Source organism: Pseudomonas sp. FGI182, from assembly GCF_000511325.1.
In the GTDB taxonomy this organism is placed as follows: Bacteria; Pseudomonadota; Gammaproteobacteria; order Pseudomonadales; family Pseudomonadaceae; genus Aquipseudomonas; species Aquipseudomonas putida_Z.
Genome location: NZ_CP007012.1, coordinates 3,110,094 through 3,135,515 on the forward strand (window position 1 = coordinate 3,110,094; position 25,422 = coordinate 3,135,515).

General features: G+C 64.9%; 19 protein-coding genes. 12 read left to right on the top strand and 7 right to left on the bottom strand.

Annotated features, from left to right (window positions below):
* Window positions 1–205 precede the first annotated feature (205 nt).
* On the bottom strand, window positions 206–1,225 hold the full coding sequence (locus C163_RS13765) for a LacI family DNA-binding transcriptional regulator (RefSeq protein ID WP_025339312.1): 1,020 nt from the start codon (window positions 1,223–1,225) through the stop codon (window positions 206–208).
* Between the two features lie 205 nt (window positions 1,226–1,430).
* Between C163_RS13765 and C163_RS13770 the strand changes: the two genes are divergently transcribed.
* From C163_RS13770 to C163_RS13780, 3 genes are all read left to right on the top strand, one after another.
* Window positions 1,431–1,970 carry a gluconokinase gene (locus C163_RS13770; protein ID WP_025339313.1) on the top strand — a complete coding sequence of 180 codons (540 nt, stop codon included), beginning with the start codon at window positions 1,431–1,433 and terminating at the stop codon, window positions 1,968–1,970.
* Window positions 1,971–2,082: 112 nt separating this feature from the next.
* Window positions 2,083–3,435 carry a GntP family permease gene (locus C163_RS13775; RefSeq protein ID WP_015270532.1) on the top strand — a complete coding sequence of 451 codons (1,353 nt, stop codon included), beginning with the start codon at window positions 2,083–2,085 and terminating at the stop codon, window positions 3,433–3,435.
* A gap of 84 nt (window positions 3,436–3,519) precedes the next feature.
* A complete protein-coding gene (locus C163_RS13780; RefSeq protein WP_013972806.1) occupies window positions 3,520–3,813 on the top strand; it encodes a hypothetical protein in 294 nt (97 codons plus the stop codon).
* A 161-nt stretch (window positions 3,814–3,974) separates the two neighbouring features.
* Here C163_RS13780 and C163_RS13785 read toward each other — a convergent pair whose 3' ends face one another.
* The 4 genes from C163_RS13785 to C163_RS13800 all read right to left on the bottom strand — a co-directional run bounded on the left by C163_RS13785 (window position 3,975) and on the right by C163_RS13800 (window position 9,475).
* Entirely contained in the window at window positions 3,975–5,402 is a 1,428-nt protein-coding gene (locus C163_RS13785; RefSeq protein WP_025339314.1) for a sigma-54 dependent transcriptional regulator, read from the bottom strand.
* On the bottom strand, window positions 5,371–6,864 hold the full coding sequence (locus tag C163_RS13790; RefSeq protein WP_025339315.1) for a HAMP domain-containing sensor histidine kinase: 1,494 nt from the start codon (window positions 6,862–6,864) through the stop codon (window positions 5,371–5,373). Before C163_RS13790 ends, C163_RS13785 begins: the two co-directional genes overlap by 32 nt.
* 294 nt (window positions 6,865–7,158) lie before the next feature.
* Complete coding sequence (locus C163_RS13795) at window positions 7,159–8,619, bottom strand: HAMP domain-containing sensor histidine kinase (protein ID WP_025339316.1); 1,461 nt, start codon at window positions 8,617–8,619, stop codon at window positions 7,159–7,161.
* Between the two features lie 271 nt (window positions 8,620–8,890).
* Entirely contained in the window at window positions 8,891–9,475 is a 585-nt protein-coding gene (locus C163_RS13800; RefSeq protein WP_023662492.1) for a lytic transglycosylase domain-containing protein, read from the bottom strand.
* A gap of 185 nt (window positions 9,476–9,660) precedes the next feature.
* Here C163_RS13800 and gspG point away from each other — a divergent pair, with 185 nt between their 5' ends.
* Window positions 9,661–10,086, top strand: a complete 426-nt coding sequence (gene gspG / locus C163_RS13805) for a type II secretion system major pseudopilin GspG (RefSeq protein WP_025339317.1) — start codon at window positions 9,661–9,663, stop codon at window positions 10,084–10,086.
* An 11-nt stretch (window positions 10,087–10,097) separates the two neighbouring features.
* Window positions 10,098–11,288 (top strand): type II secretion system F family protein, encoded by a 1,191-nt coding sequence (locus C163_RS13810; RefSeq protein ID WP_025339318.1) that lies wholly within the window; start codon window positions 10,098–10,100, stop codon window positions 11,286–11,288.
* Here the strand turns inward: C163_RS13810 and C163_RS13815 are convergent.
* Both C163_RS13815 and C163_RS13820 read right to left on the bottom strand, forming a co-directional pair.
* On the bottom strand, window positions 11,282–12,589 hold the full coding sequence (locus C163_RS13815) for an LLM class flavin-dependent oxidoreductase (RefSeq protein WP_025339319.1): 1,308 nt from the start codon (window positions 12,587–12,589) through the stop codon (window positions 11,282–11,284). The genes C163_RS13810 and C163_RS13815 overlap by 7 nt on opposite strands.
* 140 nt (window positions 12,590–12,729) lie before the next feature.
* Window positions 12,730–13,665: an ABC transporter substrate-binding protein gene (locus tag C163_RS13820; protein WP_025339320.1), complete on the bottom strand. Its 936-nt coding sequence runs from the start codon at window positions 13,663–13,665 to the stop codon at window positions 12,730–12,732.
* A 215-nt stretch (window positions 13,666–13,880) separates the two neighbouring features.
* On the opposite strand from C163_RS13820, the gene C163_RS13825 reads away from it, so the two are divergent.
* The 7 genes from C163_RS13825 (at window position 13,881) to C163_RS13855 (ending at window position 25,419) form a co-directional block, all read left to right on the top strand.
* Window positions 13,881–14,489 carry a cysteine dioxygenase gene (locus C163_RS13825; RefSeq protein ID WP_025339321.1) on the top strand — a complete coding sequence of 203 codons (609 nt, stop codon included), beginning with the start codon at window positions 13,881–13,883 and terminating at the stop codon, window positions 14,487–14,489.
* Window positions 14,486–16,072, top strand: coding sequence for a rhodanese-related sulfurtransferase (locus C163_RS13830; protein WP_025339322.1), 1,587 nt, complete (start codon window positions 14,486–14,488; stop codon window positions 16,070–16,072). Before C163_RS13825 ends, C163_RS13830 begins: the two co-directional genes overlap by 4 nt.
* 251 nt (window positions 16,073–16,323) lie before the next feature.
* Entirely contained in the window at window positions 16,324–17,565 is a 1,242-nt protein-coding gene (mexE, locus tag C163_RS13835) for a multidrug efflux RND transporter periplasmic adaptor subunit MexE (protein WP_025339323.1), read from the top strand.
* 12 nt (window positions 17,566–17,577) lie between these two features.
* Window positions 17,578–20,757: an efflux RND transporter permease subunit gene (locus C163_RS13840; RefSeq protein ID WP_025339324.1), complete on the top strand. Its 3,180-nt coding sequence runs from the start codon at window positions 17,578–17,580 to the stop codon at window positions 20,755–20,757.
* Window positions 20,754–22,169, top strand: a complete 1,416-nt coding sequence (locus C163_RS13845; protein ID WP_025339325.1) for an efflux transporter outer membrane subunit — start codon at window positions 20,754–20,756, stop codon at window positions 22,167–22,169. Before C163_RS13840 ends, C163_RS13845 begins: the two co-directional genes overlap by 4 nt.
* 497 nt (window positions 22,170–22,666) lie before the next feature.
* On the top strand, window positions 22,667–23,722 hold the full coding sequence (locus C163_RS13850) for a tetratricopeptide repeat protein (protein ID WP_025339326.1): 1,056 nt from the start codon (window positions 22,667–22,669) through the stop codon (window positions 23,720–23,722).
* Window positions 23,723–23,802: 80 nt separating this feature from the next.
* A complete protein-coding gene (locus tag C163_RS13855) occupies window positions 23,803–25,419 on the top strand; it encodes a response regulator (protein ID WP_025339327.1) in 1,617 nt (538 codons plus the stop codon).
* The last annotated feature ends 3 nt before the right edge of the window (window positions 25,420–25,422 follow it).

The following is a 25,422-nucleotide window of genomic DNA, read 5'->3' on the forward strand; positions in this document are numbered from 1 at the left end:
ACATCTGTTTCGGGCCAATTATTTCTGTGAGGTTTGTGCGCGAACGCTCTGGCGCATGGCTCGATATCGCGTTGTACGAACAAGGCGGTCGCGTGCACTGGTAAAGGCGTTACTGGCCTGAAACAGATGTAGGAGCAGCCTTGTGCTGCGAAGCGCCGCGCGGGCGGCGCTCGGTCTCGAAACCACCACCCCCATCAGGACAAACTCAGGAACTCTCCCGCACCATCAACTCGAAGCCCAGGTCCTGCTGCGCATTCGGCACCCGCTTGCCATCGAGCAACGCCAGCAGCGCCTGCGCAGCACCGCGCCCCACGGCGGCCCGAGGCGTGCGAATCGAGGTCAGCCGCGGCACCATGTGCGCCGAAGCCGGCAGGTCGTTGAAACCGACCATCGCCACCTGCCGCGGCACCTCCACCCCTTGGCGCAATGCCTGCAGCACCGCGCCCTGGGCCAGGTCGTCGTTGCAGAAGAAGATACCGTCGACATCCGGCGCCTGCTGCAGCAACTGGCTGAACAACGCGCTGCCCAGGGCAATGGAAGAAGGCTCCGGCGCCAGCACTTCCAGCTCGGCCGCCTGCAAGCCGGCCTCGGCCAATGCCTGGCGGAACCCTTCGGCACGCTGCATCACCCGCGGGTCGAGCTGCGCGGCAATGAACGCCAGGCGCTTGCGCCCGCGCTCGATCAGGTGGCGGGCCGCGGCGCGCCCGGCCTGCTGCTGCGAGAAGCCGACCGACAACGCCCCGGCCTCGCCATTCAGTTCCATCATGTGCACACAGGGCACGCCACTGGCCGCCAGCATCTGCCGCGATGCCTCGCTGCGCTCGAAACCGGTCAGCAGCATGCCGCAGGGCTGGTAGGCCAGGTAATTGCGGATCAGGTTCTCTTCTTCGGCAAGATCGTAGTGATAGTTGCCGATCAGCACCTCGAGCCCGCGCGGGCGCATGACCTCATGAATGGCTTCCAGCGTATCGATGAACAGCTGGTTGGACAGCGACGGGATCAACACCACCACCGACTGGCTGCGCGCCGACGCCAGGGCACGGGCCGCCGGGTTGGCCACGTAGCCAAGGCTCGCTGCGGCAGCAACGACCTTTTCCACCAGCTCCGGCGCAACCGTGCTGACCCCACGCAGGGCGCGGGAGGCGGTAATCGGGGAAACCCCGGAAAGCCTGGCAACTTCTGCCAGGGTGGGACGACCTGTGGTGCGGGAGCCGGTGCGGGACATGGATGTTGTAATTTTACTACTTGCAAGGAAAGGGAACGGCCACTAAGGTAGCGCTGTCTCAGGACGCAGGCAATGTAATCTTTGCAGCAGCCACCGCGCGCTCGCCGCCAAGCGTCCATACTGCGTAAGGACAAGATCAATAACACCGGGGAGGTGGCTGTTCGTCGACGACGAGACAGCGCTATCTCACCCGCAGGAGGTACTGATGAATTCTCCCCTGTCCGCCATCGTGGTGATGGGCGTGGCCGGTTGCGGCAAAAGCTGCATCGGCGCTGCCATCGCCGCCCGAAGCGGCGGCCGCCTGATCGAAGGCGACGCTTTCCACCCTGCCGAAAACATCCGCAAGATGAGCGCTGGCATCCCCCTGGACGACAGCGACCGTGCCGGCTGGCTGGTGCGTCTTGGTCAGGAGCTGCAAGCCACGACCCAGGCCGGGGAACGTCCGATCCTGACCTGTTCGGCCCTCAAGCGCCGCTATCGCGACTCCCTGCGCGATGCCATGCCCGGGCTGGTGTTCGTGTTCCTCGAGCTGTCACCCGCCGAGGCGGAAAAACGCGTGCTGGCCCGCCCAGGGCATTTCATGCCGGCGAGCCTCATCGACAGCCAGTTCGCTGCCCTCGAGGCGCCACACGGCGAACCCCTGACCCTGGCACTTGACGCCACCCAGCCCATCGAAGCGCTTGCCGAAGCGGTGGACAGCTGGCTAAAGGGCCGCGGTGAGCCGGGCCTGGCACAAACCGCCTGAACGTGGCGGCTTTCCCGGCCTACCCAAGACAGCGCTACCCTGCCCCATAAGCGCAAGCAAAGTTACAAAAAAAGCTACGCCAAAACAACGATAAGACCGAGGCCTTCAAACCATGTTCGGACTGGCTACTGATACCTTCCTGCTGCTCGACGCGCTGGTTACCATCGTCGGGCTGATCCTGCTGATCACCCACTTCAAAGTCCACCCCTTCGTCGCCCTGACCATCGCGGCCGGCTTCCTAGGCCTGACCTCCGGCATGCCGGTGGCCAAGGTCATGAAATCGTTCCAGGACGGTTTTGGCGGCGTGCTGGGCTTCGTCGGCATCGTGCTTGCCCTGGGCACCATGCTTGGCAAGCTGATGGCCGACTCCGGGGGGGCCGACCAGATCGCGCAAACCCTCATCCGTGCCTTCGGCAAGAAGAACGTGCACTGGGCGATGATGTTCGCCGCCTTCCTGGTGGGCATCCCGCTGTTCTTCGAAATCGGCTTCGTGCTGCTGATTCCGCTGGTGTTCATCGTCGCCCGGCGTTCCGGCGTGTCGCTGATCAAGATCGGCATTCCACTGCTGGCCGGCCTGTCGGTGGTGCACGGCCTGGTGCCCCCGCACCCGGGCCCGCTGCTGGCGATCGGCATCTTCCATGCCGACATCGGCAAGACCATCTTCTATGGCCTGATCGTGGCGCTGCCTACCGCCATCATCGCCGGCCCGCTGTTCGGTAACTTTATTTCCCGCTACATCCCGGGCACCCCGTCCCAGGAGCTGATGGACCAGATCGCCAAGGAGTCCGACCAGGGCAACCTGCCAAGCTTCACCATCACCCTGGTCACCGTGCTGCTGCCGGTGGTGCTGATGCTGCTGAAGACCTTCGCCGACGTGGTGCTGCCAGCCGAGCACATCGTGCGCCAGTGGATGGACCTGATCGGCCACCCCATCACCGCCCTGCTCGCTGCCCTGCTGCTGGCCTTCTACACCTTCGGCTCGGCCCGTGGCTTCAACCGCCAGCAGATCATGAAGATGCTCGACCAGAGCCTGGCACCGACCGCGGCGATCGTGCTGATCGTGGGTGCCGGCGGCGGCTTCAAGCAGATGCTGGTAGACACCGGCGTGGGCAACGTGATCGGGCAGATGGCCGTGCAGGCGGAGATTTCGCCGATCATGCTGGCCTGGCTGGTAGCGGCGGTAATCCGCATCGCCACCGGTTCCGCGACGGTCGCCACCATCACCGGTGCGGGCATCGTCGCACCGGTGATCGACCTGGTGCCTGGGGTCAACCGTGAGCTGCTGGTGCTGGCCACCGGCGCCGGCTCGTTGATCCTGTCCCATGTCAACGACGCCGGTTTCTGGCTGGTGAAGCAGTACTTCAACATGACCGTGGCGGAAACCTTCAAGACCTGGAGCATGATGGAGACCATCCTGTCGATCGTCGGCATCATCTTCATCATGTTGCTGTCGCTGGTGGTGTAACCGTTGATCGGGGTAATGGCACCTTGAAGCTTCGGGTAGGGCCGAACGGAAGTATCAGCCCTACCCGAAGCAAAGGAGCCTGCCATGCCCCGCTCAAGCATCCTGCTGATTGCCCTGCTCGCCGCGCCATTGGCCATCGCTGCCGGCACCGGCCCCACCTACCCCGACGACCCGCACAACCCGGCGCCCAAGCCGGGCGCGGACAGCACCCTCAACCCGATCGAAAAGCCCATGCCGCGGGACACCGACCCACGCATAAAAGGCAACGACCCGGACAGCCCGCCCGCTGAACAGAATGACAACCGGGATTTGCCGGGTATGGATGGCAGTGGCTCGGAAGGTACCGGGCGGCAGGGAGCAGCCGATAATCAGCGTTGATCAATGCGCTCAAATTCTAAAAGTTGCCGCAATCCCTGTAGGAGCGGCCTTGTGTCGCGAAAGGGCTGCAAAGCAGCCCCAGCAATTTCGACTGTTGCGCATCAATCCCGGGGCCGCGTTGTGGCCCTTTCGCGACACAAGGCCGCTCCCACAGGGGGGCCTCACCACTGGCGCTTGTCCGGCCTGGTCAGCCCCAGTTTCTCGATCCGGTAACGCAGCATGTCCCGCGACAGCCCGAGCATGCGCGCCGACTTGGTCACGTTCCAGTCCGTGCGGTCCAGGGTCTTGCACACCAGGTCGCGCTCCATGTCCGGCAGGCTGGTGCCGGGCTCGGGTTCGTGCCGGGGCATTTCGAACACCGCAGGCGCCGCCTGTTGCACCAGCGGCTCGTCGATCAGGGTCATGCACAGGTTGAGCTGATGCGCCTGCACCACCTCGTTCGGTGCAAGCAGCACGGTCTGCTCCAGCATGTTGCGCAATTCGCGCACATTGCCTGGCCAGCTGTAACCGAGCATCAGGTTTTCCGCCTCGGCGGAAAAGCGCAGGTTCGGCTTGCCATAACGCCGGCCATGATGGGCCAGGAAATGCCGCGCCAGCAGCAACACGTCCTGCCCGCGGGCATACAGGCGCGGTACCTTCAGGGCGATGATGCGCAGGCGGAAGAACAGGTCGCGGCGGAACTTGCCCTGCTGCACCATCTGCTCCAGGTTGCAGTTGGTAGCGCTGATCACCCGCAGGTCGACCTTGCGCTCCTTTACCGCGCCGATGCGGCGGATACTGCGGTCTTCCAGCAACTTGAGCAGCTTGGCCTGCAGCACCAGGTCCATCTCGCCAATCTCGTCGAGGAACAAGGTGCCGCCATCGGCAGCCTCCACCAGGCCCACCCGGCGCTCCTTGGCATCGGTAAAGGCGCCCTTCTCGTGGCCGAACAGCTCGGCCTCCAGCAGGTTGGCCGGGATCGAGGCACAGTTGAATTCGATGAACGGCCCCTTGCTGCGCGAACCATCGAAATGCAGGGCGCGGGCCACCAGCTCCTTGCCGGTACCGGTCTCGCCTTCGATCAGCACCGGTGGCAAGTCGTCGCTGGCCATGCGCCGCTCGGCATCCAGCACCTGGCGCAGGGTGTGCTTGAGGGTGAGCATCGTCGGTGATTCGCCGATCAACGCCTGCAACCCGGACTTCTGCGCCTCGCGCTCCTGGTAGAACGACAACGTGCGCTCCATGCGTTCGGCAGCCAGCGCCTTGTCCAGGGTCAGCTTGAGCTCGGCCAGCACCACCGGCTTGGTCAGGTAATGGAAGGCGCCCTCCTTCATTGCCTGCACGGCATCTTCGACATTGCCGTAGCCGGTCATCATGATCACTTTCAGGTCCGGCACCTGCGCCACCAAGGTACGCAGCAGGTCGTGCCCGCTCATGCCCGGCAGCGAGTTGTCGGTCAGCACCGCATCGGGCTGGCCCCGCTTGATCTGCTCCAGCGCCAGTTCCGCGCTGTGGCACACGGTGACCTCGAAGCCCTTGAGGCTGAGGTAGGTGCGAATGTTGTCGGCGAGAATTTCATCATCCTCGACTACCAGGATGCTGTGCTCCATGGTCCCCTCCCGCTGCGATATTGAATGTGAGGCTGACGCGGGTTCCTTCCTCTTCGCGGCTGCTCAAGCTGACCGAGCCGCCAAAACGTTCCATGATGCGTTTGACCAAGGCCAGGCCTACGCCGAGGCCGCCCTGCTTGGTGGTGTAGAACGGCTTGAACACCATCCGTTCCTGCTGTTGGCTCATGCCCTTGCCGGTATCGCTGAGGACGAACTCGGCACGCTGCCCATCCTGCACATTGACCTGGGCACGCAGCATGCCGCCTTCGGGCATGGCTTCCAGGGCATTGGAGAACAGGGTGTTGAGAATTTGCGTGAGCTGTAGCGGCTGGCTGGCCACCCATTGTGCCCCGGGGCCTTCGTAGCAGAAGCGCACGCCGTTGCGTTCGATCTGCTGGGCGAAGGCCAGGTAGGTGTCCTCGATGGCCGTGACCAGGTCCACGGCCTCGGCGTCGTCACTGGTCGGGCGCAGCGACACCAGCAGGTCGCGCACCCAGCGCGACATGCGGTCGACCTGGCTGATGATGTCGGTGATGTTCTTCTGCGCTGCGGGGTTGGCGATTTCCTGGGCCAGTTCGGCGCTGGAGCGAATGTTCGCCAGCGGGTTGCGCAAGCTATGCGCCACCGCCGAGGACATCTCGCCCAGGGCCACATAGGTTTCACTGGCCACCAGCCGGTCCTGCTGCAAATGCAATAGCTGCGCCGCGCGGCGCACGATCCAGAACAGGCCGAAGTAGACCAGCGCTCCGCCCACCAGGGTCGAGGCCCAGATCAGCACATAGCCGCGCTGGATGCGCCGGACCAGGTCTTGCGGCTCCTTGTAGATCTCCACCATCGCCAGCACCTGCTCGCCCTGGCTGTCGAACAGCGGGATGTAGTTCTCGATGAACAGGTAACGCGGCTCACGCTGGAACTTCTGCTCTTCGCGGTCATCGTCGGCCTGGTGGTAGCTGGCCGACACCGCCTTGCGCGAGCGGAAGGCGCGGTCGAGGTCGCCATCGGCCTCGATGCGCTTGCCGATCAGCTCCCGGTTGGTCGACCAGACGATGGTACGGTCGCGGGCATAGACGTTGGCCAGCAAGGTGTCCGGCAGGTGCTCGACATGGTCGAGGAACTCGACCCGGGTAGATTCAGCCAGGTCCGGGGTGAACTGCAGGTGCTGCTGGTCCAGGCGCGGGTCAAGCAACTCGCCCATGGTGGTGCCCGGCGGCAACTGCGAATGGCGCACTTCGGCCTGGGCCATGGCCTGGATGAACTGGGCGGTGAGCATGGCATCGCGCTCGACGCTGTCGCGCACCACGAAACGCGTCGACACATAACCCAGCCCGCCTGCCACCGAGGCGATGATCAGCAGGCTGATGACCGAGAACCAGCGCAGCAGGTTGAATTCGCGCAATGGCACGGCCACACCGCTGGCGGTAGTACTGGCCTTGTCTGGCACTTCATTATCCAGCATCTGCATCGCGTGCTTCCCGCGCAGGGCGTCCGTTCAGAAATGCATCAAGGCGACGAACAGTAGCCAATTGATAGCACTCCACCCGTGCAGCCGCAGCTGCCATTTGTCGTGTTGCACTCCGCCTGTCACGTTGCAAGAACCCAGCCAGCCACCTCATTGATTTGATAAGTTCTTTACAATCAATAGGTTAATGAATTTTCCTAGATTCGTATGGAGGATGATCCCCCACATTTGGGGATTTTCACCCCAAAAACATAAATCCTTTATAAACAACAACATACAAATATTTATCAATGTAAATTATGAGGACTTGATCAGCCGGAAACTCAACGAAACCCGGGTGCCATGGCCTTCACTGCTGCTGAGCCGGACGCTGCCACCGAAGCGTTCCATGATGCGTTTCACCAACACCAGACCCACGCCCAACCCACCCTGCTTGGTGGTGAAGAAAGGCCGGAAGGCCATGCGCTGCTGCTCTTCGTTCATGCCTTTGCCGTTGTCGGACAGGCGCAGGGTCAGGTTACGCCGGTCATGGCGCACCACCTCGACACGCAACCGTCCACCCTGCTCCATCGACTCCAGGGCGTTGGCGATCAGGCTGCTGAAAATCTGCCGCAGTAACACCGGGTGCCCCAGCACCTGCACCGCCGGTAACGGTTGCAGGTCCAGGCTCACGCCGCCACGCGCCAGCAGCACCGCGTAGGTCTGCAGGCTTTCCTGCAATGCCAGCGGCAAATCCACCGCCACTGCCTCATCGTTGAGCGGGCGCAATGACTGCAACATCTGGCGGATCCACTGCGACATGCGGTCGACCTGGCTGATGATGTCGTTGACATTGCGCTGCGCCGGGCCGTCGTCGAACGCCTGGGCCAGCTCGGCACTGGAACGGATGCTGGCCAGCGGGTTGCGCAGGCTGTGGGCGACCGCCGAGGACACCTCGCCCAGTGCCACGTAGGTTTCGTTGCTGATCAGCCGCTTCTGCTGCACCGACAGCAGGCGCGCGGCGCGGTGCATGATGCCGTACAGGCCGACGTAGACCAGCCCGGCACCAACGGTGATCGCCAGCCAGATCAGGATCAGGCCATGCTCGATGCGCACGATCAGGTCATGGGGCTCCTTGTAGATCTCGACCATCGCCGTGACCTGCTCGCCATCGGCATCGAACAGCGGAATGTAGTTCTCGATGAACAACTGCTCGGGTGGGATGACGAACTTCTGCTCGGCGCGGGCCTGTTCGAAGTTGTGGTAGCTGGCCGAGACTCGCATCTTGTACTCGAAGGCCTGTTCCAGGTCCTGGTCGCCTTCGATCAGCTTGCCGACCAGCGCCGGGTTGCTGGACCAGACCACCGTACGGTCCGGGGCATAGATGTTGGCCAGCAGCATGTCGGGCAGGTGGGCGATGTGGTCGAGGAACTCGCCACGCGCCCTGCGCCGGGCGTCCGGGTCGACATCGAGCAGGTTGGCGCGGTCGATGCGCGGGTCGAGCAGCTCACCCATGGTGCGCACATTGGGGATCGACACATGGCGCACTTCGGCATCGGCGATGGAGGTAATGAATTGCGCGGTGAGCAAGGCATCGCGCTCGATGCTCTCGTCTATGATGAAACGGCTGGAAATCAACCCCAGCCCGACCGCTACCGAGAGGATGATGGCCAGGCTGACCCAGGCGTACCAGCGCAGCAGGTTGAACGGCTTGCGTGGGGTGGCCAGTTCGTTACCGGCGGGTACTTCAATAGCGTCGGAACGAGGGGCGATGTCCATGGCGGACTCCACAACTGGGCACCTTCAGAAGGTTATAGCCCAGAGTTGGGGAAACCATCGGGTCAGCTTGGTGGCATCCGCCGAAGGGTATTGTTTTGTTTCCCGTACTGAACGCACCTGCCTTGCAAAAATCCAGATGCTCACACGGTCCCTGTGGGAGCGGCTTTAGCCGCGAACACCGGCGCAGCCGGTGCCATGCACCGCGTTGGATTCTTCGCGGCTAAAGCCGCTCCCACAGGGGTCGCGCCAGCTTTGAAAGGGGCTACAGAGGCTAATCACCCGTCAACCCCTGCAACCGGCGGTACTCCCGCAGCACATTCGGTACATAGCGCCGGGTCTCGGCAAACGGCGGTACCGCACCACGGCGCAGCACAGCTTCGGGGCCGGCGTTGTAGGCCGCCACGGCCAGAGTGATGTCATTGTCGAACAAGTTGAGCATGCGCTTGAGGTAGCGGGCCCCGCCCTGCACGTTGTCTTCCGGGTCCAGGCGGTTTTCCACGCCCATCTCGCGGGCGGTATCCGGCATCAGTTGCATCAGCCCCACGGCGCCCGCCGGTGAACGGGCCTTGGGGTTGTAGCCGGACTCGGCCTTGATCACCGCATGCAGCAACGCCGGGGGAACGTCGTGGGTACGCGCCGCGGCGGCGACCAGCTTGGCGTAGGGGCGGCCGGTGATGAGCTGCGCGTTGGCCGGGCCGGCCTGGGCCTTCGGCTCGCTGATCACCGTTTCATAGAGGCGCCCGGGTCGATGGACGTTGGTCAGTATGTAGCTGCCTTTGGCGTCGATGGAAATGTACACATCGGCCTGGGCAGCACCTGCCACCAGCCAGATCAAACCGAGAATGAGTCCACGCATGTCGGTCGCCTCTTCGTGGTACCCCCAAATTTGGGGGATATACCCCGGAAAACCCGAGGTCGATGACCACGACGCAAGCACTGTGCCGCTTTGCATACCGCATGGTGCAAGGCGCCAGCGCAGGCGTGCACGGCTGTTGCATGGAGCCTGCAAAAGCTTGTCCCCACGCAGCGGAGGGCTTCACCATGCAGCGCAGAACCAACCCTCAACGTGGCTTCACCCTGCTTGAACTCCTGGTGGTGCTGGTGGTGCTCGGCCTGTTGGCCGGTATCGTCGCGCCCAAGTACTTCAGCCAGCTAGGCCGCTCCGAGGCCAAGGTGGCGCGGGCGCAGATCGAGGGGCTGAGCAAGGCCCTGGACCTGTACCGCCTCGAAGTCGGCCACTACCCCAGCAGTGAGCAAGGCCTGCAGGCCCTGGTGATCGCCCCCAGTGGCGAAGCGCGCTGGACCGGCCCGTACCTGCAGAAGGCCGTGCCGCAAGACCCGTGGGGCCGCGCGTACATCTACCGGCAACCCGGCGAGAACGGCGGCGAGTACGACCTGCTGTCGATGGGCAAGGACGGCCAGCCCGGTGGCGACGGGGAAAACGCCGAAATCACCAGTTGGCAGTAGGGAGAACGACCATGCGCTACAGCCTCAAGGCCCTGGGCAGGCAGGGTGTGGTGCAGTTGCAGATCGACGCCGAGGACGCCGACCAGGCCCGCCGCCAGGCCGAGGACCAGGGCCTGCGCGTGCTCAGCTTGCGCGGCCACGGCAGCGCCTGGCGCGGCATGGCCTGGCGCCGCGAAGCAAGCTTTGACCTGGTGCTGTTCAGCCAGGAACTTTCAACCCTGCTCAACGCCGGCCTGCCGCTGATCGACGCGCTGGAGAGCCTGGCGGAAAAGGCCCCCGCCGCGGCAACGCGCAAAGTGCTCGCCGAACTGGTCCGCCAACTGTACGAAGGCCGCTCGCTGTCCCAGGCCCTGGGCCAGCAGCCACGGGTATTCCCGCCGCTGTACGTGGCGCTGGTGCAATCCAGCGAGCGTACCGGCGCGCTGGGCGACGCCCTCGCCCGCTACATCAGCTACCGCCAGCGCCTGGACCTGGTACGGCAGAAGCTGGTGGGCGCCTCGGTGTACCCGTTGCTGCTATTGCTGGTGGGCGGTGGCGTGGTGCTGTTCCTGCTTGGCTACGTGGTGCCGCGTTTCAGCCAGGTATTCGAGGGCATGGGCACCGAGTTGCCCTGGCTGTCTCGGCTGCTGATGCAGATCGGCCTGTTCCTGCATGCCCAGCAACTGCCACTGGCGTTGGGCACCCTCGGCGTGGTCATGGCGCTGTGGCTGCTGCGCCGCCAGCCACGGGTGCGGCGCTGGGCAGCCTGCCAGCTGCGGCGCCTGCCGGCACTGCACCAACGCCTGATGATGTACGAACTGGCGCGCTTCTACCGCTCGTTGGGCATCCTGCTGCAAGGCGGTATCCCCATCCTCACCGCCATGGGCATGGCCCGCGGCCTGCTCGGCAGCGCGGCGGCCCAAGGCCTGGAGCACGCCAGCCAGCGGGTCGGCGAAGGGCTGCCGTTGTCCGACGCGCTGGAGGCCGGGCAACTGGTCACGCCGGTATCGCTGCGCCTGCTACGGGCCGGCGAGCAGTCCGGCAACCTGGGCGAGATGCTGGAGCGCTGCGCCGACTTCCATGACCAGGAAATCGGCCGCTGGGTGGAATGGTTCGTCAAGCTGTTCGAACCACTGCTGATGACCTTCATCGGCCTGCTGATCGGCCTGATCGTGATCCTGATGTACATGCCGATCTTCGAACTGGCCTCAAGCATTCACTGAATGGCCAGGCCCAGGCTTTCACGCAGGGTGGTGCCCTCGTAGGCGGTGCGGTATACCCCGCGTTCCTGCAGCAGCGGCACCACTTGCTCGGTAAAGCGGCGGAACTGCCCGGGGTGGCCGATATAGATGTTGAAACCATCCAGGGCCCGCGCCTCGAACCACTCGGCCATTCTGGCTGCTACCGTTGCCGGCGAACCGACGAAGGCCCCCGGTCGCAACTGGCGGCCGAACTCCACCGCCTGGCGCAAGCTCAAGCCCTGCTCCCGTGCCTGGTCGGCAATGCGCCTGGCGTTGGTGAAGAAGCTGCTGCGCGCGTGCTCCAGGCTTTCTTGCGGGAATGGCGCATCGAGGTCGTACTGGCTGAAGTCGTGCCAGCCGAAGTTGCGCCCGAACTCCTTGAGCGCCAGCTCGAAGCTGTGGTCCTGCTGGTGGTAATGGCGCTCGATCTCGCGGGCGTGTTCGTCGGTGTCGCCTACATAGATCTCGGCCCCGGGCAATACCAGCAACTGCTCGGGGTCGCGCCCCAGCCGCGCGGCGCGGCCCTTCACATCACGGTAGAACGCCTGGCCCTGCTCGATGCTGGCGGCGTGGGTGAAGATCACATCCGCGGTGGCAGCTCCAAGGTCACGCCCCTGCTGCGAATCGCCGGCCTGGAAGATGACCGGCTGGCCCTGTGGCGAGCGCTGGATGTTCAACGGCCCCACCACCGAGAAGTGCTCGCCCTTGTGGTTCAGGGCATGCATCCGGCTGGGGTCGAGGAACTGCCCGGTGGCCCGGTTGCGCGGGAAGGCGCCGTCTTCATAGGAGCGCCACAGGCCCTGCACCACCGCGACGTGCTCCTGGGCGCGGGCATAGCGGGTGTCGTAGTCGTAGTGCTCGTCACGGCCATAGTTGCCGGCGGTGCCGGCGTCGCCACTGGTGACCACGTTCCAGCCGGCGCGGCCCTTGCTGATCAGGTCCAGCGAGGCGAGGCGGCGGGCGACGTTGAAGGGTTCGTTGTAGGAAGTGGTCAGGGTGCCGACCAGGCCGATGTGGCGTGTGCTTACCGCCAGCGCCGAAAGCAGGGTCAGCGGCTCCAGACGGTTGAGGTAATGGGACGGCGAGCCGGGGGTGATGTACTGGCTGTCGACGATGAACATCAGGTCGAACAACGCCGCCTCGGCCTGGCGGGCGATGTCGATGTACCAGTCGATATTGACGCTGGCGTCGGCAGGCAGCTCCGGGTCGAGCCACAGGTTGTGCCGGCCAGGGCCGCCGCAGCCCATGGTCAGGGCACCGAGCTTGATCTTGCGGGTGGTCATGGGTATTCCTCGGAAATGGTGGTGGCTGGTCCGGCCTCTTCGCGGGTAAACCCGCTCCCACAGGAATTGCGCAGTATTCGAGTGCTGCACTGCCCCCTGTGGGAGCGGGTTTACCCGCGAAAGGGCCGGTACAGGAGTAATCAGTGCTCGAACGCCGCCGCGAACGAGGTATCGAACAGGCTGGCCGCCGGGTAGGCCTTGATCAGCCCCAGCCCGGCAAAGAAGTCCACGGTCTTCTGCGCCTCCACGATCACCTGCGGGTTCAGCGCCGCCACATCGGTACGCGCCCGGGCAAACCAGGCCCGGGCGATGTCACGGTCGGCACGGGTGCGCCTGGCCCAGGCATCGGCATACGCCTCGGTGTGGGCGGGGTCGCTCAGGGTCCAGTCACGGGCCTTCTTCAGGCGCTGGAGAAAATCACTGATCTGCGCCCGCTTGGCCTCCACCGCCTTGGCATTGGCCACCACGAAACTCTGCGCCGGGATCAGCCCTTCGGCCGTGGCCAGCACCCGCGCGCCTTGGCGCTCCTGCTGGGTGACATAGGGTTCCCACGTGGCGATCACGTCCACCGAACCACCATCCAGAGCATGCGACGCATCCAGGGCGCTGAGGTAGCGCAGCTCCAGGGCGTCACGCGGCACCGCAGCCTTGTCCAGCGCGCTGAACAACAGCTGCTGGCTCCAGGAACCCTTCCAGATCGCCGCGCGCTTGCCACGCAGGTCTTCGAGGCGGTGAATGTTCGAGTCCTTGCGTGCCAGGATGGCCACGCCCTCCAGGTTCTGCCGGCTGACCGCAATCACCTTGATCGGCGCACCCAGCGCACCGAGGAACAACGGCGGCGCATCGCCCAGCAGGCCGATGTCCAGGCTGCCCACGTTCAGCGCCTCGGCCACCGGCGAGCCGGCGGTGAACTGCTTCCATTCCAGGGTATAGGGCAGGTCGTCGAGCACGCCGGCCGCTTCCATCACGGCGCGGGCATTGAAGCTCTGGTCGCCAACCACCAGGGTTTGCGCGGCGGCCGCCAGGCTGAGGGAGCTGGCCAGCACACCGGCGGCCAATTGCTTGAGGTATCGCACGTTCGTCTCCAGGTACCGTCGAGGTACATAAGGCCGATCCGCGCGTGCGGTCTCGTGGGGTAATCGCGGGGCTTGCTGTTCGTTGCGCCCATTTCAAAACAGATCAGCCAAGCTGTAAATGCATTTTTTGCATATTAGCTTATGAATATTTTTACTTTTAAGAATACTCACCGCATTTGCTAGGGTTTAACCAAACCGTCAGCCGAGCCTGAACCATGAGCCAACCCCTGCGCCTCGAGCGCCTGCGCCACTTCATCGACGCACTTTCGCAACTGCTGGACCGGGAAACCGACGAAGCCACCCTCCTCGACCAGGGCCAGGGCCTGCTGCGCAGCCTGGTCGCCCATGACGACTGGCTGCCCGAGGCGCTGGCGCAGCCGGACCCGGCCCGTTACCAGCAATACCTGCTGCATTGCGATTCGCGCCAGCGCTTTTCCATCGTCAGTTTCGTCTGGGGGCCAGGCCAGCAGACGCCGATCCACGACCACCGGGTGTGGGGCCTGATTGGCATGTTGCGTGGCGCCGAATACTCGCAAGGCTTTGTCCGTAGCGAGCACGGTACGTTGCTGCCGGCAGGCGAGCCGGTGCGCATCGACCCCGGCCACGTAGAGGCCGTATCGCCGCGCATGGGTGATATCCACCAGGTCAGCAATGCCTTCGCCGACCAGGTGTCGATCAGCATTCACGTGTATGGCGCCAATATCGGCGCCGTCAGCCGTGCCGTGTACCTGCCCGACGGCAGCGAGAAACCGTTCATTTCCGGCTATTCCAACACCCTTCTGCCCAATATCTGGGACCTGTCCAAAGAGAACCCTGCCCCATGAGTACCGTAGCCACCCGCGCCTTCCACGACATTCGTCGGGCATTGCTGGCCCATGAAGAACTGGCGCTGATCGATGTACGCGAGGAAGACCCGTTCGCCCAGGCACACCCGTTGTTCGCCGCCAACATTCCATTGTCGAAACTGGAGCTGGAGGTGTTTGCCCGGGTCCCTCGGCGCGACACCGCCATCACCCTGTATGACGACGGCGAAGGCCTGGCGGCCCAGGCCGGCCAGCGTCTGACGGCACTGGGCTACAGCGATGTGGCACTGCTCGAAGGTGGCCTGGCCGGCTGGCGCGCAGCAGGCGGCGAACTGTTCCGCGACGTCAACGTGCCAAGCAAGGCCTTTGGCGAACTGGTGGAAAGCGTGCGCCACACCCCATCGCTGGCGGCCGAACAGGTGCAAGCGCTGCTGGATGCCAAGGCCGATGTGGTGGTGCTCGACGCCCGCCGCTTCGACGAATACCAGACCATGAGCATCCCGGGTGGCATCAGCGTCCCGGGTGCCGAACTGGTGCTGCGGGTGGCCGAGCTGGCGCCCGACCCTGCCACCCAGGTGATCGTCAATTGCGCCGGGCGCACCCGCAGCATCATCGGCACCCAGTCGCTGGTCAACGCCGGCATCCCCAACCCGGTGGCGGCCCTGCGCAACGGCACCATTGGCTGGACCCTGGCCGGGCAAACCCTGGCCCACGGCCAGCAACGGCGTTTCGCCGAGGTTACCGACAGCGCCCGTGCCGATGCCGCCCAGCGCGCGCGCAGCGTGGCCGACCGCGCCGGCGTGGCCCGCCTGGAGCCCGAAGGCCTGGCCGCCTGGCAGGCTGATACCAGCCGCACCACCTACCTGTTCGACGTGCGCACGCCCGAGGAATACGCCCAGGGCCACCTGCCGGCCAGCCGCAGCGTGCCGGGCGGGCAGCTGGTGCAGGAAACCGACCATGTCGCCAGCGTACGCGGGGCGCGCATCGTGCTGGTGGACGATGACGGCGTGCGGGCCAATATGAGCGCTTCGTGGCTGGCGCAGATGGGCTGGCAGGTGGCAGTGCTGGACGGTTTGTCAGCGGCAGACTTCAGTGCAGCCGGCGAGTGGCAGCCGCCGCAGCCGGCGTTGCCGGCGGTGACCGAAATCGGTGTCGAGCAACTGGATGACTGGCTGCAAGCGCCAGGCACCGTGCTGCTGGACTTCACCAGCAGTGCCAACTATGTGAAACGGCACATTCCAGGCGCTTACTGGGCGATCCGCGCGCAGTTGCCACAGGTGCTGGAGCGCTTGCCGGTAGCCGAGCGCTATGTGCTGACCTGCGGCAGCAGCCTGCTGGCGCGCTTTGCGGCGCTGGACTTGCAGGCACTGACGCAAACCCCGGTGTACGTGCTGGACGGTGGCACCGCGCGCTGGATTGCGGCGGGCAAGGCGCTGGAGAGCGGCGAAACGCGCTTGGCCGTGGCGCGTACCGACCGTTATCGCCGGCCTTATGAAGGGACGGACAACCCGCACGAGGCGATGCAGGGGTATCTCGACTGGGAGTTCGGCTTGATTGCCCAGCTGGAGCGCGATGGCACCCATGGGTTCCGCGTATCGAGCTGACATTGCCGGGGGCGCGTTGCGCCCCTTTCGCGACACAAGGCCGCTCCTACAGGGGAACGCGTATGCTGTAGGAGCGGCCTTGTGTCGCGATGGGCTGCAACGCAGCCCCAGAAATCCCAACCATGCCGCAAATCGATGAACGACCCACACATATCATTCATCGTGATAATAACCTTCGCCCCGTTCGATTCGTGCATCACGCGCAAGACACTCACACTCCGCCCACTACTAATACATTGGCGGAGTTCTCCATGGAACAATCACTCAAACCCTTGCGCTTCCCCCTCGCTGCCCTGGCAGTGGTGGTGATCAGCGCTTGCGGTCGAACCCCCGACGCCGTGCAGGCTCCCGCCGCGCCGAAGGTCAGTGTGGCCAAGGTGATCGAGCAACCGATCAACGAATGGGACGAGTTCACCGGCCGCCTCGAAGCCCCGGAAACCGTCGAGGTTCGCCCGCGGGTTTCCGGCCAGATCGACCTGGTGGCCTTCACTGAAGGCGCCCAGGTCAAGAAAGGCGACCTGCTGTTCCAGATCGACCCACGCCCGTTCCAGGCAGACGTCCGCCGCCTCGAAGCCCAGCTACAGCAGGCCAAGGCCACCGCCATCCGCAGCGCCAACGAAGCCCGCCGTGGCGAACGCCTGCGTGACAGCAACGCCATTTCCGCAGAACTGGCCGAATCGCGTAGCAGCGCCGCCGCCGAAGCCCGCGCTGGGGTTGACGCGATCCAGGCCCAGCTCGACCTGGCACGCCTGAACCTCAGCTTCACCCGTGTCACCGCGCCCATCAGCGGCCGCGTCAGCCGCGCCCAGTTCACCGCCGGCAACATCGTTACCGCCGATGTCACCCCACTGACCAGCGTGGTCTCCACCGATAAGGTCTATGCCTACTTCGACGCCGACGAGCGCGTGTACCTCAAGTACACCCAGCTGGCCCGCGAAGGCCAGCGCGGCCAGAGCACCCCGGTGTACCTGGGCCTGACCAACGAAACCGGCAACCCGCACCTGGGCCAGATGAACTTCGTCGACAACCAGGTCAACCCGCGCACCGGCACCATCCGTGGCCGTGCGGTGTTCGACAACAGCGACGGCCAGTTCACCCCAGGCCTGTATGCACGCCTGAAGCTGGTGGGCAGCGCCCAGTACCAGGCCGTGCTGATCAACGACGAAGCCGTGGGCACCGACCTTGGCAAGAAGTTCGTGCTGGTCATGGACAAGGACAACAAGGCCGCCTACCGCGCCGTGGAGCTGGGGCCGAAGCTGGAAGGCCTGCGCATCGTGCGCAGCGGCCTGGGCAAGGACGACCGCATCGTGGTCAAGGGGCTGCAGCGCGTACGCCCTGGCTCACCGGTCACCCCGGAAGAGACACCGATGGCCAGCGAACAGACCCTCGCCGCCCTCGCCCAGCAGCGCCAGGCCCTGGAGGCCAGCAACCCGGCGCCGAAGGTGGCGGGCAACAACGTGAAAGTCGCCAGCGCCCAGGCGCCACGCGGTTAAGGGACCACACCGATGAACTTCTCGAAATTCTTCATTACCCGGCCAATCTTCGCCGCGGTGCTGTCGCTGGTGCTGCTGATCGCGGGTTCGATCTCGCTGTTCCAGCTGCCGATCAGCGAATACCCCGAAGTGGTGCCGCCCACCGTGGTGGTGCGCGCCAACTTCCCCGGCGCCAACCCCAAGGTCATCGGCGAAACCGTCGCCGCGCCACTGGAGCAGGCGATTACCGGCGTGGAGAACATGCTGTACATGTCCTCCCAGTCCACCGCTGACGGCAAGCTGACGCTGACCATCACCTTCGCCCTGGGCACCGACCTGGACAACGCCCAGGTGCAGGTGCAGAACCGCGTCACCCGTACCCAGCCCAAGCTGCCAGAGGAAGTGACCCGCATCGGTATCACCGTCGACAAGGCCTCGCCCGACCTGACCATGGTCGTGCACCTGACCTCGCCGGACAACCGCTACGACATGCTCTACCTGTCCAACTACGCCATCCTCAACATCAAGGACGAGCTGGCGCGCCTGGGCGGCGTCGGCGATGTGCAGCTGTTCGGCATGGGCGACTACTCGCTGCGCGTGTGGCTGGACCCGAACAAGACCGCTTCGCGCAACCTCACCGCCAGTGATGTGGTGGCTGCGATCCGCGAACAGAACCGCCAGGTGGCCGCCGGCCAGCTGGGCGCCCCACCCGCCCCGGGTTCGACCAGCTTCCAGCTGTCGATCAACACCCAGGGTCGTCTGGTCAATGAGGAAGAGTTCGAGAACATCATCATCCGCGCCGGTGCCGATGGCGAGATCACCCGCCTGAAGGACATCGCCCGGGTCGAACTCGGTTCCAGCCAGTACGCCCTGCGTTCGCTGCTGAACAACCAGCCGGCAGTGGCCATCCCGATCTTCCAGCGCCCGGGCTCCAACGCCATCGAGATCTCCGACGAAGTGCGGGCGAAGATGGCCGAGCTGAAGAAGGACTTCCCCGAGGGCATGGACTACAGCATCGTCTATGACCCGACCGTGTTCGTCCGTGGTTCCATCGAAGCCGTGGTACACACCCTGTTCGAAGCGCTGGTGCTGGTGGTGCTGGTCGTCATCCTGTTCCTGCAGACCTGGCGTGCCTCGATCATCCCGCTGATGGCCGTGCCGGTATCGCTGATCGGTACCTTTGCCGTGATGCACCTGTTCGGCTTCTCGCTCAACGCGCTGTCATTGTTCGGCCTGGTCCTGGCCATCGGTATCGTGGTGGACGACGCCATCGTCGTGGTGGAGAACGTCGAGCGCAACATCGGCCTGGGCCTGAAACCGCTGGAGGCCACGCAAAAGGCCATGGGCGAAGTGACCGGGCCGATCATCGCCACCGCCCTGGTGCTGTGCGCCGTGTTCGTGCCTGCCGCGTTCATTTCCGGCCTGACCGGGCAGTTCTACAAGCAGTTCGCCCTGACCATCGCCATTTCCACGGTGATCTCGGCATTCAACTCGCTTACCCTGTCGCCGGCCCTGGCTGCCGTGCTGCTGAAGGACCACCATGCGCCCAAGGACCGGTTCTCGCGGTTCCTGGAAAAACTGCTGGGCAGCTGGCTGTTCGCCCCGTTCAACCGCTTCTTCGACCGCGCTTCCAACCGCTACGTCGGCGGCGTGCGTCGGGTCATCCGCTCCAGCGGCATCGCCCTGTTCGTGTATGCCGGCCTGATGGGCCTGACCTACCTGGGCTTCTCGTCCACCCCGACCGGTTTCGTGCCGGCCCAGGACAAGCAGTACCTGGTGGCGTTCGCCCAGCTGCCTGACGCGGCCAGCCTCGACCGCACCGAAGCGGTGATCAAGCGCATGAGCGAAATCGCCCTGAAGCAGCCTGGCGTGGCCGACTCGGTAGCCTTCCCAGGCCTGTCGATCAACGGTTTCACCAACAGCCCGAACAGCGGCATCGTGTTCACCCCGCTCAAGCCGTTCGACGAGCGCAAGGACCCGAGCCAGTCGGCGGCGGCCATCGCTGCTGCACTGAATGCCCAGTTCGCCGACATCCAGGACGCCTACATCGCGATCTTCCCGCCACCGCCGGTACAAGGCCTGGGCACCATCGGCGGCTTCCGCCTGCAGATCGAAGACCGTGGCAACCTGGGCTACGAGGCGCTGTACAAGGAAACCCAGAACATCATCGCCAAGAGCCACAACGTGCCGGAACTGGCGGGCCTGTTCACCAGCTACCAGGTCAACGTGCCGCAGGTCGATGCCGCCATCGACCGGGAAAAGGCCAAGACCCACGGCGTGGCGATCACCGACATCTTCGACACCCTGCAGGTCTACCTGGGCTCGCTGTACACCAACGACTTCAATCGCTTTGGCCGTACCTACCAGGTCAACGTCCAGGCCGAGCAGCAGTTCCGCCTCGATGCCGAGCAGATCGGCCAGCTGAAGGTGCGCAACAACCTCGGCGAGATGATCCCGCTGGCGACCTTCCTCAAGGTCAGCGACACCTCCGGGCCTGACCGGGTGATGCACTACAACGGTTTCATCACCGCCGAGATCAACGGCGCAGCGGCACCGGGCTACAGCTCCGGCCAGGCCGAAGCTGCAATCGAGAAGCTGCTGAAAGAGGAACTGCCCAACGGCATGACCTTCGAGTGGACCGACCTGACCTACCAGCAGATCCTCTCGGGCAACACTGCGCTGTTCGTGTTCCCGCTGTGCGTACTGCTGGCCTTCCTGGTGCTTGCCGCCCAGTACGAAAGCTGGAGCCTGCCGCTGGCGGTGATCCTGATCGTGCCGATGACCCTGCTGTCGGCCATCACCGGGGTGATCGTGTCGGGTGGTGACAACAACATCTTCACCCAGATCGGCCTGATCGTACTGGTGGGCCTGGCGTGCAAGAACGCGATCCTGATCGTCGAGTTCGCCAAGGACGAACAGGCCAAGGGGCTCGACCCGCTGGCAGCGGTACTGGAAGCCTGCCGCCTGCGCCTGCGGCCGATCCTGATGACCTCGATCGCCTTCATCATGGGTGTGGTTCCACTGGTGTTCAGCTCCGGTGCAGGTTCTGAAATGCGCCATGCCATGGGTGTGGCGGTGTTCTCGGGGATGATCGGCGTGACCGTGTTCGGCTTGTTCCTGACCCCGGTGTTCTTCTTCCTGATTCGCCGTTTCGTCGAACGTCGCCAGGCCCGCAAGGCCGAACGCGCCCACTCGCTGGAGAGCCATGCATGAACCTGCTCAAACCCTTGACCCCGAGCCTGCTGGCGCTGGCCCTGGCGGCCTGCGCGGTAGGCCCGGACTACCAGGCGCCGGCCACCGAGCCTGCGCAGCTGGCCAGCGATGTACAGGCCAAGGCCTACGACCGTAGCCGTTTCGAAAGCCTGTGGTGGAAGCAGTTCGACGACCCGGTGCTGAACCAGCTGGTGCAGGCTTCGCTGGACGGCAACCGTGACCTGCGCGTGGCCTTTGCCCGCCTGAAGTCGGCCCGTTCGATCCGTGAAGACGCCGAGAACGATCAGTTCCCGGTGGTCACCAGCCGCGCCAGCAGCGACCTCGGCAAGGGCCAGATCCCCGGCCAGACCACGCAACGGGTGAACAGCGAGCGCTACGACCTGGGCCTGGACATGGCCTGGGAGCTTGACCTGTTCGGCCGCATCCAGCGCCAGATCGAAGCCAGCGAAGCCCAGGAAGCGGTAGCCGCGGCCGACCTGCAGCAGCTGCAGGTCAGCCTGATCGCCGAGCTGGTCGATGCCTACGGCCAGCTGCGCGGCGCGCAGTTGCGCGAGAAGATCGCCCTGGCCAACCTCAAGACCCAGCAGGAATCGCGGGCCATCACCGAAACCCTGCGCGATGCCGGCGTGGGCAACGACCTTGACGTGGTACGGGCCGACGCGCGCCTGGCCGGGGTCGAAGCCACCGTGCCGCAACTGCAGGCTGAACAGGCGCGGGCCCGGCATCGCATCGCCACCCTGCTCGGCCAGCGCCCCGAGGCGCTCAGCGTCGACCTGTCGCCCAAGGCCCTGCCGGCCATCGCCAAGGCGCTACCGGTGGGTGACCCGGGTGAACTGCTGCGCCGCCGCCCGGACATCCGCAGCGCCGAACGCCAGCTGGCGGCTGCCACCGCCAACGTTGGCGTGGCCACGGCCGACTTGTTCCCCCGCGTCAGCCTCAGCGGCTTCCTCGGCTTTACTGCTGCCCGTGGCTCGCAGATCGGCTCCTCGGCAGCCAATGCCTGGGCGCTGGGCCCTAGCATCACCTGGGCCGCCTTCGACCTGGGCAGCGTGCGCGCCCGCCTGCGCGGTGCCAAGGCCGATGCCGAAGGGGCACTGGCCAACTATGAACAGCAGGTGTTGCTGGCCCTGGAAGAATCGGCCAACGCCTTCAGCGACTACGACAAGACCCAGCAGCGGCTGCTGTCGCTGATGCGCCAGAGCGATGCCAGCCGCAAGGCGGCGGAACTGGCCTCGATTCGTTATCGCGAGGGTACGGTGGACTACCTGGTGCTGCTCGATGCCGAGCGTGAGCGGCTGAGCGCTGAAGATGCGCAGGCCCAGGGCGAGGTCGAGCTGTACCGCGGCATCGTCTCCATCTACAAGGCCCTGGGCGGCGGCTGGCAACCGGAGACTGTAGCCAGCGCGCGCTGATACACCCGTTTCAACGACTCCTTTGGTTGGCTCCTCCCCCAACCGTTTGCCCTGCAGGCCTTGGTCTGCGGGGCTTTTTTATGTTTTGGGAAGTGTGTTTCGGGGTGGGTGTTCGCCACAGCATTTTCATTGCCTGTGAGACCGAGCGCCGCCCACGCGGCGCTTCGCGGGACAAGCCCGCTCCCACATTTGTTTCGGGCCAGTCATTCCTGTGAGGTCACCTCTGTCCGCCTTGTTTGTTCCATTCGATATCAAAAATTGCTCTGCTGCTTTTCATTCATCTGCAGTCATGCACCAAGGCTGCAACCCACCTGGCACAGGAATAATTGGCCCGAAACAAATGTGGGAGCGGGCTTGTCCCGCGAAGCGCCGCGCGGGCGGCGCTCGATCTGTGCCCCACCTCAAAACCCGAGCCAGACACCTGGCACCCCTCACTCGGTTGCAATTACCCCCCGGCTAGCCCAAGCTCTGCCCTTCCCGCCGCCACGGATCGTCCGATGCCCAGACGCCACCGCTACCTGATCGCCCTGCTGCTGTTGATCCTGGTATCGGCCCTGTTCGGCTACCTGTGGCGCGACGCCCCACCAGCCCCGCCAACCCTGCCCGCGCACAGCTACGCCAAGGCCCTGCGCCAGGCTCATGAGGGCCAACCCGGCGCTGCACGGGTGCTGTACCAACAATTGCAGCGCACCGACCTGCCACCCATCCGCCGAGCGGCCTTGTATGCCGAACTGCCCAACTACCCTTCGCCCCAGGCATTGAAACTCGCCCGCCAGGACCTGGAACATGCCGACCCGCTGGTGCGCCGTGCAGCCATTGCCGGCATCCGCCGCCTGCTGCCGGCGGCGCAGCGCAGCCTGGTACTCGGCCCGCTGCTGGATGACGACGAGCAAAGCGTACGCTTTGCCGCGGTAGATGCCCTGCTCGGCCTTGCCCCGGATGACATCGGCCTGTATTTCGGCCCGCTGCAGGTCGCCCTGGAGCAATACCAGCAGGCTCTGGAGCAACAACCCGAAGACGCCGACGCCCAGGTCCACCTGGCGCGCCTGTACCTGCACGAAAACGACTACACCCTGGCCGCCACAGCCCTGCAGCGGGCCCTGACGGTAGCGCCAGGCAACCTCGACGCACTGGCGACCCAGGTACGCCTGCTGGAACGCCAGGGCCATCACGACGCCTCGCGTCAGGTACTGGGCAAAGCCCTGGCGCTGAGCCCCGACTCAGCCTTTCTGCAGTACGAACTGGGGCTCTGGCTGAACCGTCACGAGCAGCGCGAATACGCCTTGCTGGCCTTGTCCCGCGCGGTCGAGCTGGACCCGGACAACGCCGACTACCGCTACACACTGGCGGTCACCCTGCATGAACTGGAACAACTCGACGCCGCGCAAAAGCAACTGGAAACCGTGCTCAGCCGCCAGCCGGCCAATCGCCGGGCACGGGTGTTGCTGATCCAGTACTGGAAGGAAACCGGCCAGTTGCAGAACGTGCAGGTACTGTTGGCCGAACTGGAGCGGCAGAACCCGGACGACCCCGTGCTGCAACAGGGCCTGTAGGCAACGTCCGAAAATTTGTTGAACCCTGGGGCTGTGCCCAAGGTCCAGTGGATATCAGACCACCCTGCAGGAGAGTCGTTTTGGCCAGTTCGTTGGCGCTGGACGAACGTGCATTGATCCTGGCGCCCCCGCCAATAGCCGCGGATACTGCTCGCCTGCTCGCTTCTGCGGGCATCGACAGCCTGTGCGCGGTCGACCTGGCCAACCTGCAAGCCTGCCTGGCCGAAGGCGCGGGCCTGGCGATCATTGCCGAGCAAGTGTTCAAACAGGGCCCAAGCGCGTTGCTGCAGGCATTCATCGACCAGCAACCGTGCTGGTCGGACCTGCCCATCGTGCTGCTCGGTCAAGGGAGCCAAGCGGCCAAGGGCTCGACCAACTACCCAGTGGGCAACCTTGTCCTGCTGGCCACACCGTTCGAAAACGCCCAGCTGCTGCACACGACCCAGTCCGCCCTGCGCAACCGGCGCCGGCAGTACCTGGCGCGCGACCAGCTGCAGGACCTGCAGCAACGCCTTGACGCCCAGGCCGCGCCTCCCGGCGAAGACCAGCAGCGCAGCGAGTTCGCCCGCCACCAGACGCGCAAGATGGAGGCCATCGGCCAACTGGCCGGGGGGGTCGCCCATGACTTCAACAACCTGCTCACCAGCATCGGCGGCAGCTTCGAGCTGATCGACCGGCGCTTGCGCCAGGGCCGCAGCGATGGCCTGGACAACGTGCTGCGCATGGGCCGCGAGGCAGTGTCACGCGCCGCCCGCCTGACCCACCGCCTGCTGGCTTTCTCTTCCCGGCAATCGCTGCACAGCCAGCAGGTCGACCTGCACGACCTGCTCCAGGCCAAGCGTTTGAAGGCTTGCCTGAGCCCGGCCGTGAACCTGCACGTGCAAATCGCCAAGGACCTGTGGTCGGTCGAAGTCGATGACCAGCAGTTGCAGGAAGCCCTCGACAACGTGCTGCTCAATGCCTGCGAAGCCATGCCCAGTGGCGGCCAGTTGCGCATCGAGGCAAGTAACCAGCACATCGGCGCCGGGCAATTCCCCGGCGGTGCCCTGTGCGCCGGCGACTATGTACGCCTGCGAATTGTCGATGACGGCCAGGGCATGGCGCAAAGCACGCTGGAGCATGCCTTCGAGCCGTTCTTCAGCACCAAGGCGATCGGCCAGGGCATCGGCCTGGGCCTGTCGATGGTGTACGGCTTCAGCAAGCAATCCCACGGCCATGTCACCCTGCACAGCCAGATCGGCCAAGGCACCCGGGTGGACCTGTACCTGCCGCGCCATGTCGACCAGGACCAGGCACCGGTCAACCCCGTGCAGCCCGTGCGAGGCTACCAGGGCCATCACGTGCTGGTGGTCGAGGACGACCCGCATGTACGCCAATTGCTATGCCAGGCCCTGCGCGAGGATGGCTTCGCCTGCCACAGTGCCGCCGACGCCAACGAGGGCCTGAAGGTTCTGCGTTCGACTCAACCGGTGGATCTGCTGGTCAGCGATGTCGGCTTGCCCGGCATGAATGGCCGCCAGTTGGCAGAGATTGCACGCAACCTGCGGCCACGCTTGCCAGTGCTGTTCATCACCGGCTATGCGGAAACGGCCATGGCCCGCGAGGGTTTCCTGGAGGCGGGGATGCACCTGATCTGCAAGCCCTTCGAGCTGAAGCAGCTGCAGGCCCAGGTGACCCAGATACTGGGCAAGCCCTGAACT

Coding starts and splice junctions, on each gene's coding strand:
- gspG (WP_025339317.1), top strand. CDS start 9,661: ATGCAGCGCAGAACCAACCCTCAACGTGGCTTCACCCTGCTTGAACTC.
- C163_RS13780 (WP_013972806.1), top strand. CDS start 3,520: ATGCCCCGCTCAAGCATCCTGCTGATTGCCCTGCTCGCCGCGCCATTG.
- C163_RS13770 (WP_025339313.1), top strand. CDS start 1,431: ATGAATTCTCCCCTGTCCGCCATCGTGGTGATGGGCGTGGCCGGTTGC.
- C163_RS13795 (WP_025339316.1), bottom strand. CDS start 8,619: ATGGACATCGCCCCTCGTTCCGACGCTATTGAAGTACCCGCCGGTAAC.
- C163_RS13815 (WP_025339319.1), bottom strand. CDS start 12,589: ATGACCACCCGCAAGATCAAGCTCGGTGCCCTGACCATGGGCTGCGGC.
- C163_RS13765 (WP_025339312.1), bottom strand. CDS start 1,225: ATGTCCCGCACCGGCTCCCGCACCACAGGTCGTCCCACCCTGGCAGAA.
- C163_RS13800 (WP_023662492.1), bottom strand. CDS start 9,475: ATGCGTGGACTCATTCTCGGTTTGATCTGGCTGGTGGCAGGTGCTGCC.
- C163_RS13790 (WP_025339315.1), bottom strand. CDS start 6,864: ATGCAGATGCTGGATAATGAAGTGCCAGACAAGGCCAGTACTACCGCC.
- C163_RS13825 (WP_025339321.1), top strand. CDS start 13,881: ATGAGCCAACCCCTGCGCCTCGAGCGCCTGCGCCACTTCATCGACGCA.
- C163_RS13840 (WP_025339324.1), top strand. CDS start 17,578: ATGAACTTCTCGAAATTCTTCATTACCCGGCCAATCTTCGCCGCGGTG.
- C163_RS13785 (WP_025339314.1), bottom strand. CDS start 5,402: ATGGAGCACAGCATCCTGGTAGTCGAGGATGATGAAATTCTCGCCGAC.
- mexE (WP_025339323.1), top strand. CDS start 16,324: ATGGAACAATCACTCAAACCCTTGCGCTTCCCCCTCGCTGCCCTGGCA.
- C163_RS13830 (WP_025339322.1), top strand. CDS start 14,486: ATGAGTACCGTAGCCACCCGCGCCTTCCACGACATTCGTCGGGCATTG.
- C163_RS13845 (WP_025339325.1), top strand. CDS start 20,754: ATGAACCTGCTCAAACCCTTGACCCCGAGCCTGCTGGCGCTGGCCCTG.
- C163_RS13810 (WP_025339318.1), top strand. CDS start 10,098: ATGCGCTACAGCCTCAAGGCCCTGGGCAGGCAGGGTGTGGTGCAGTTG.
- C163_RS13775 (WP_015270532.1), top strand. CDS start 2,083: ATGTTCGGACTGGCTACTGATACCTTCCTGCTGCTCGACGCGCTGGTT.
- C163_RS13850 (WP_025339326.1), top strand. CDS start 22,667: ATGCCCAGACGCCACCGCTACCTGATCGCCCTGCTGCTGTTGATCCTG.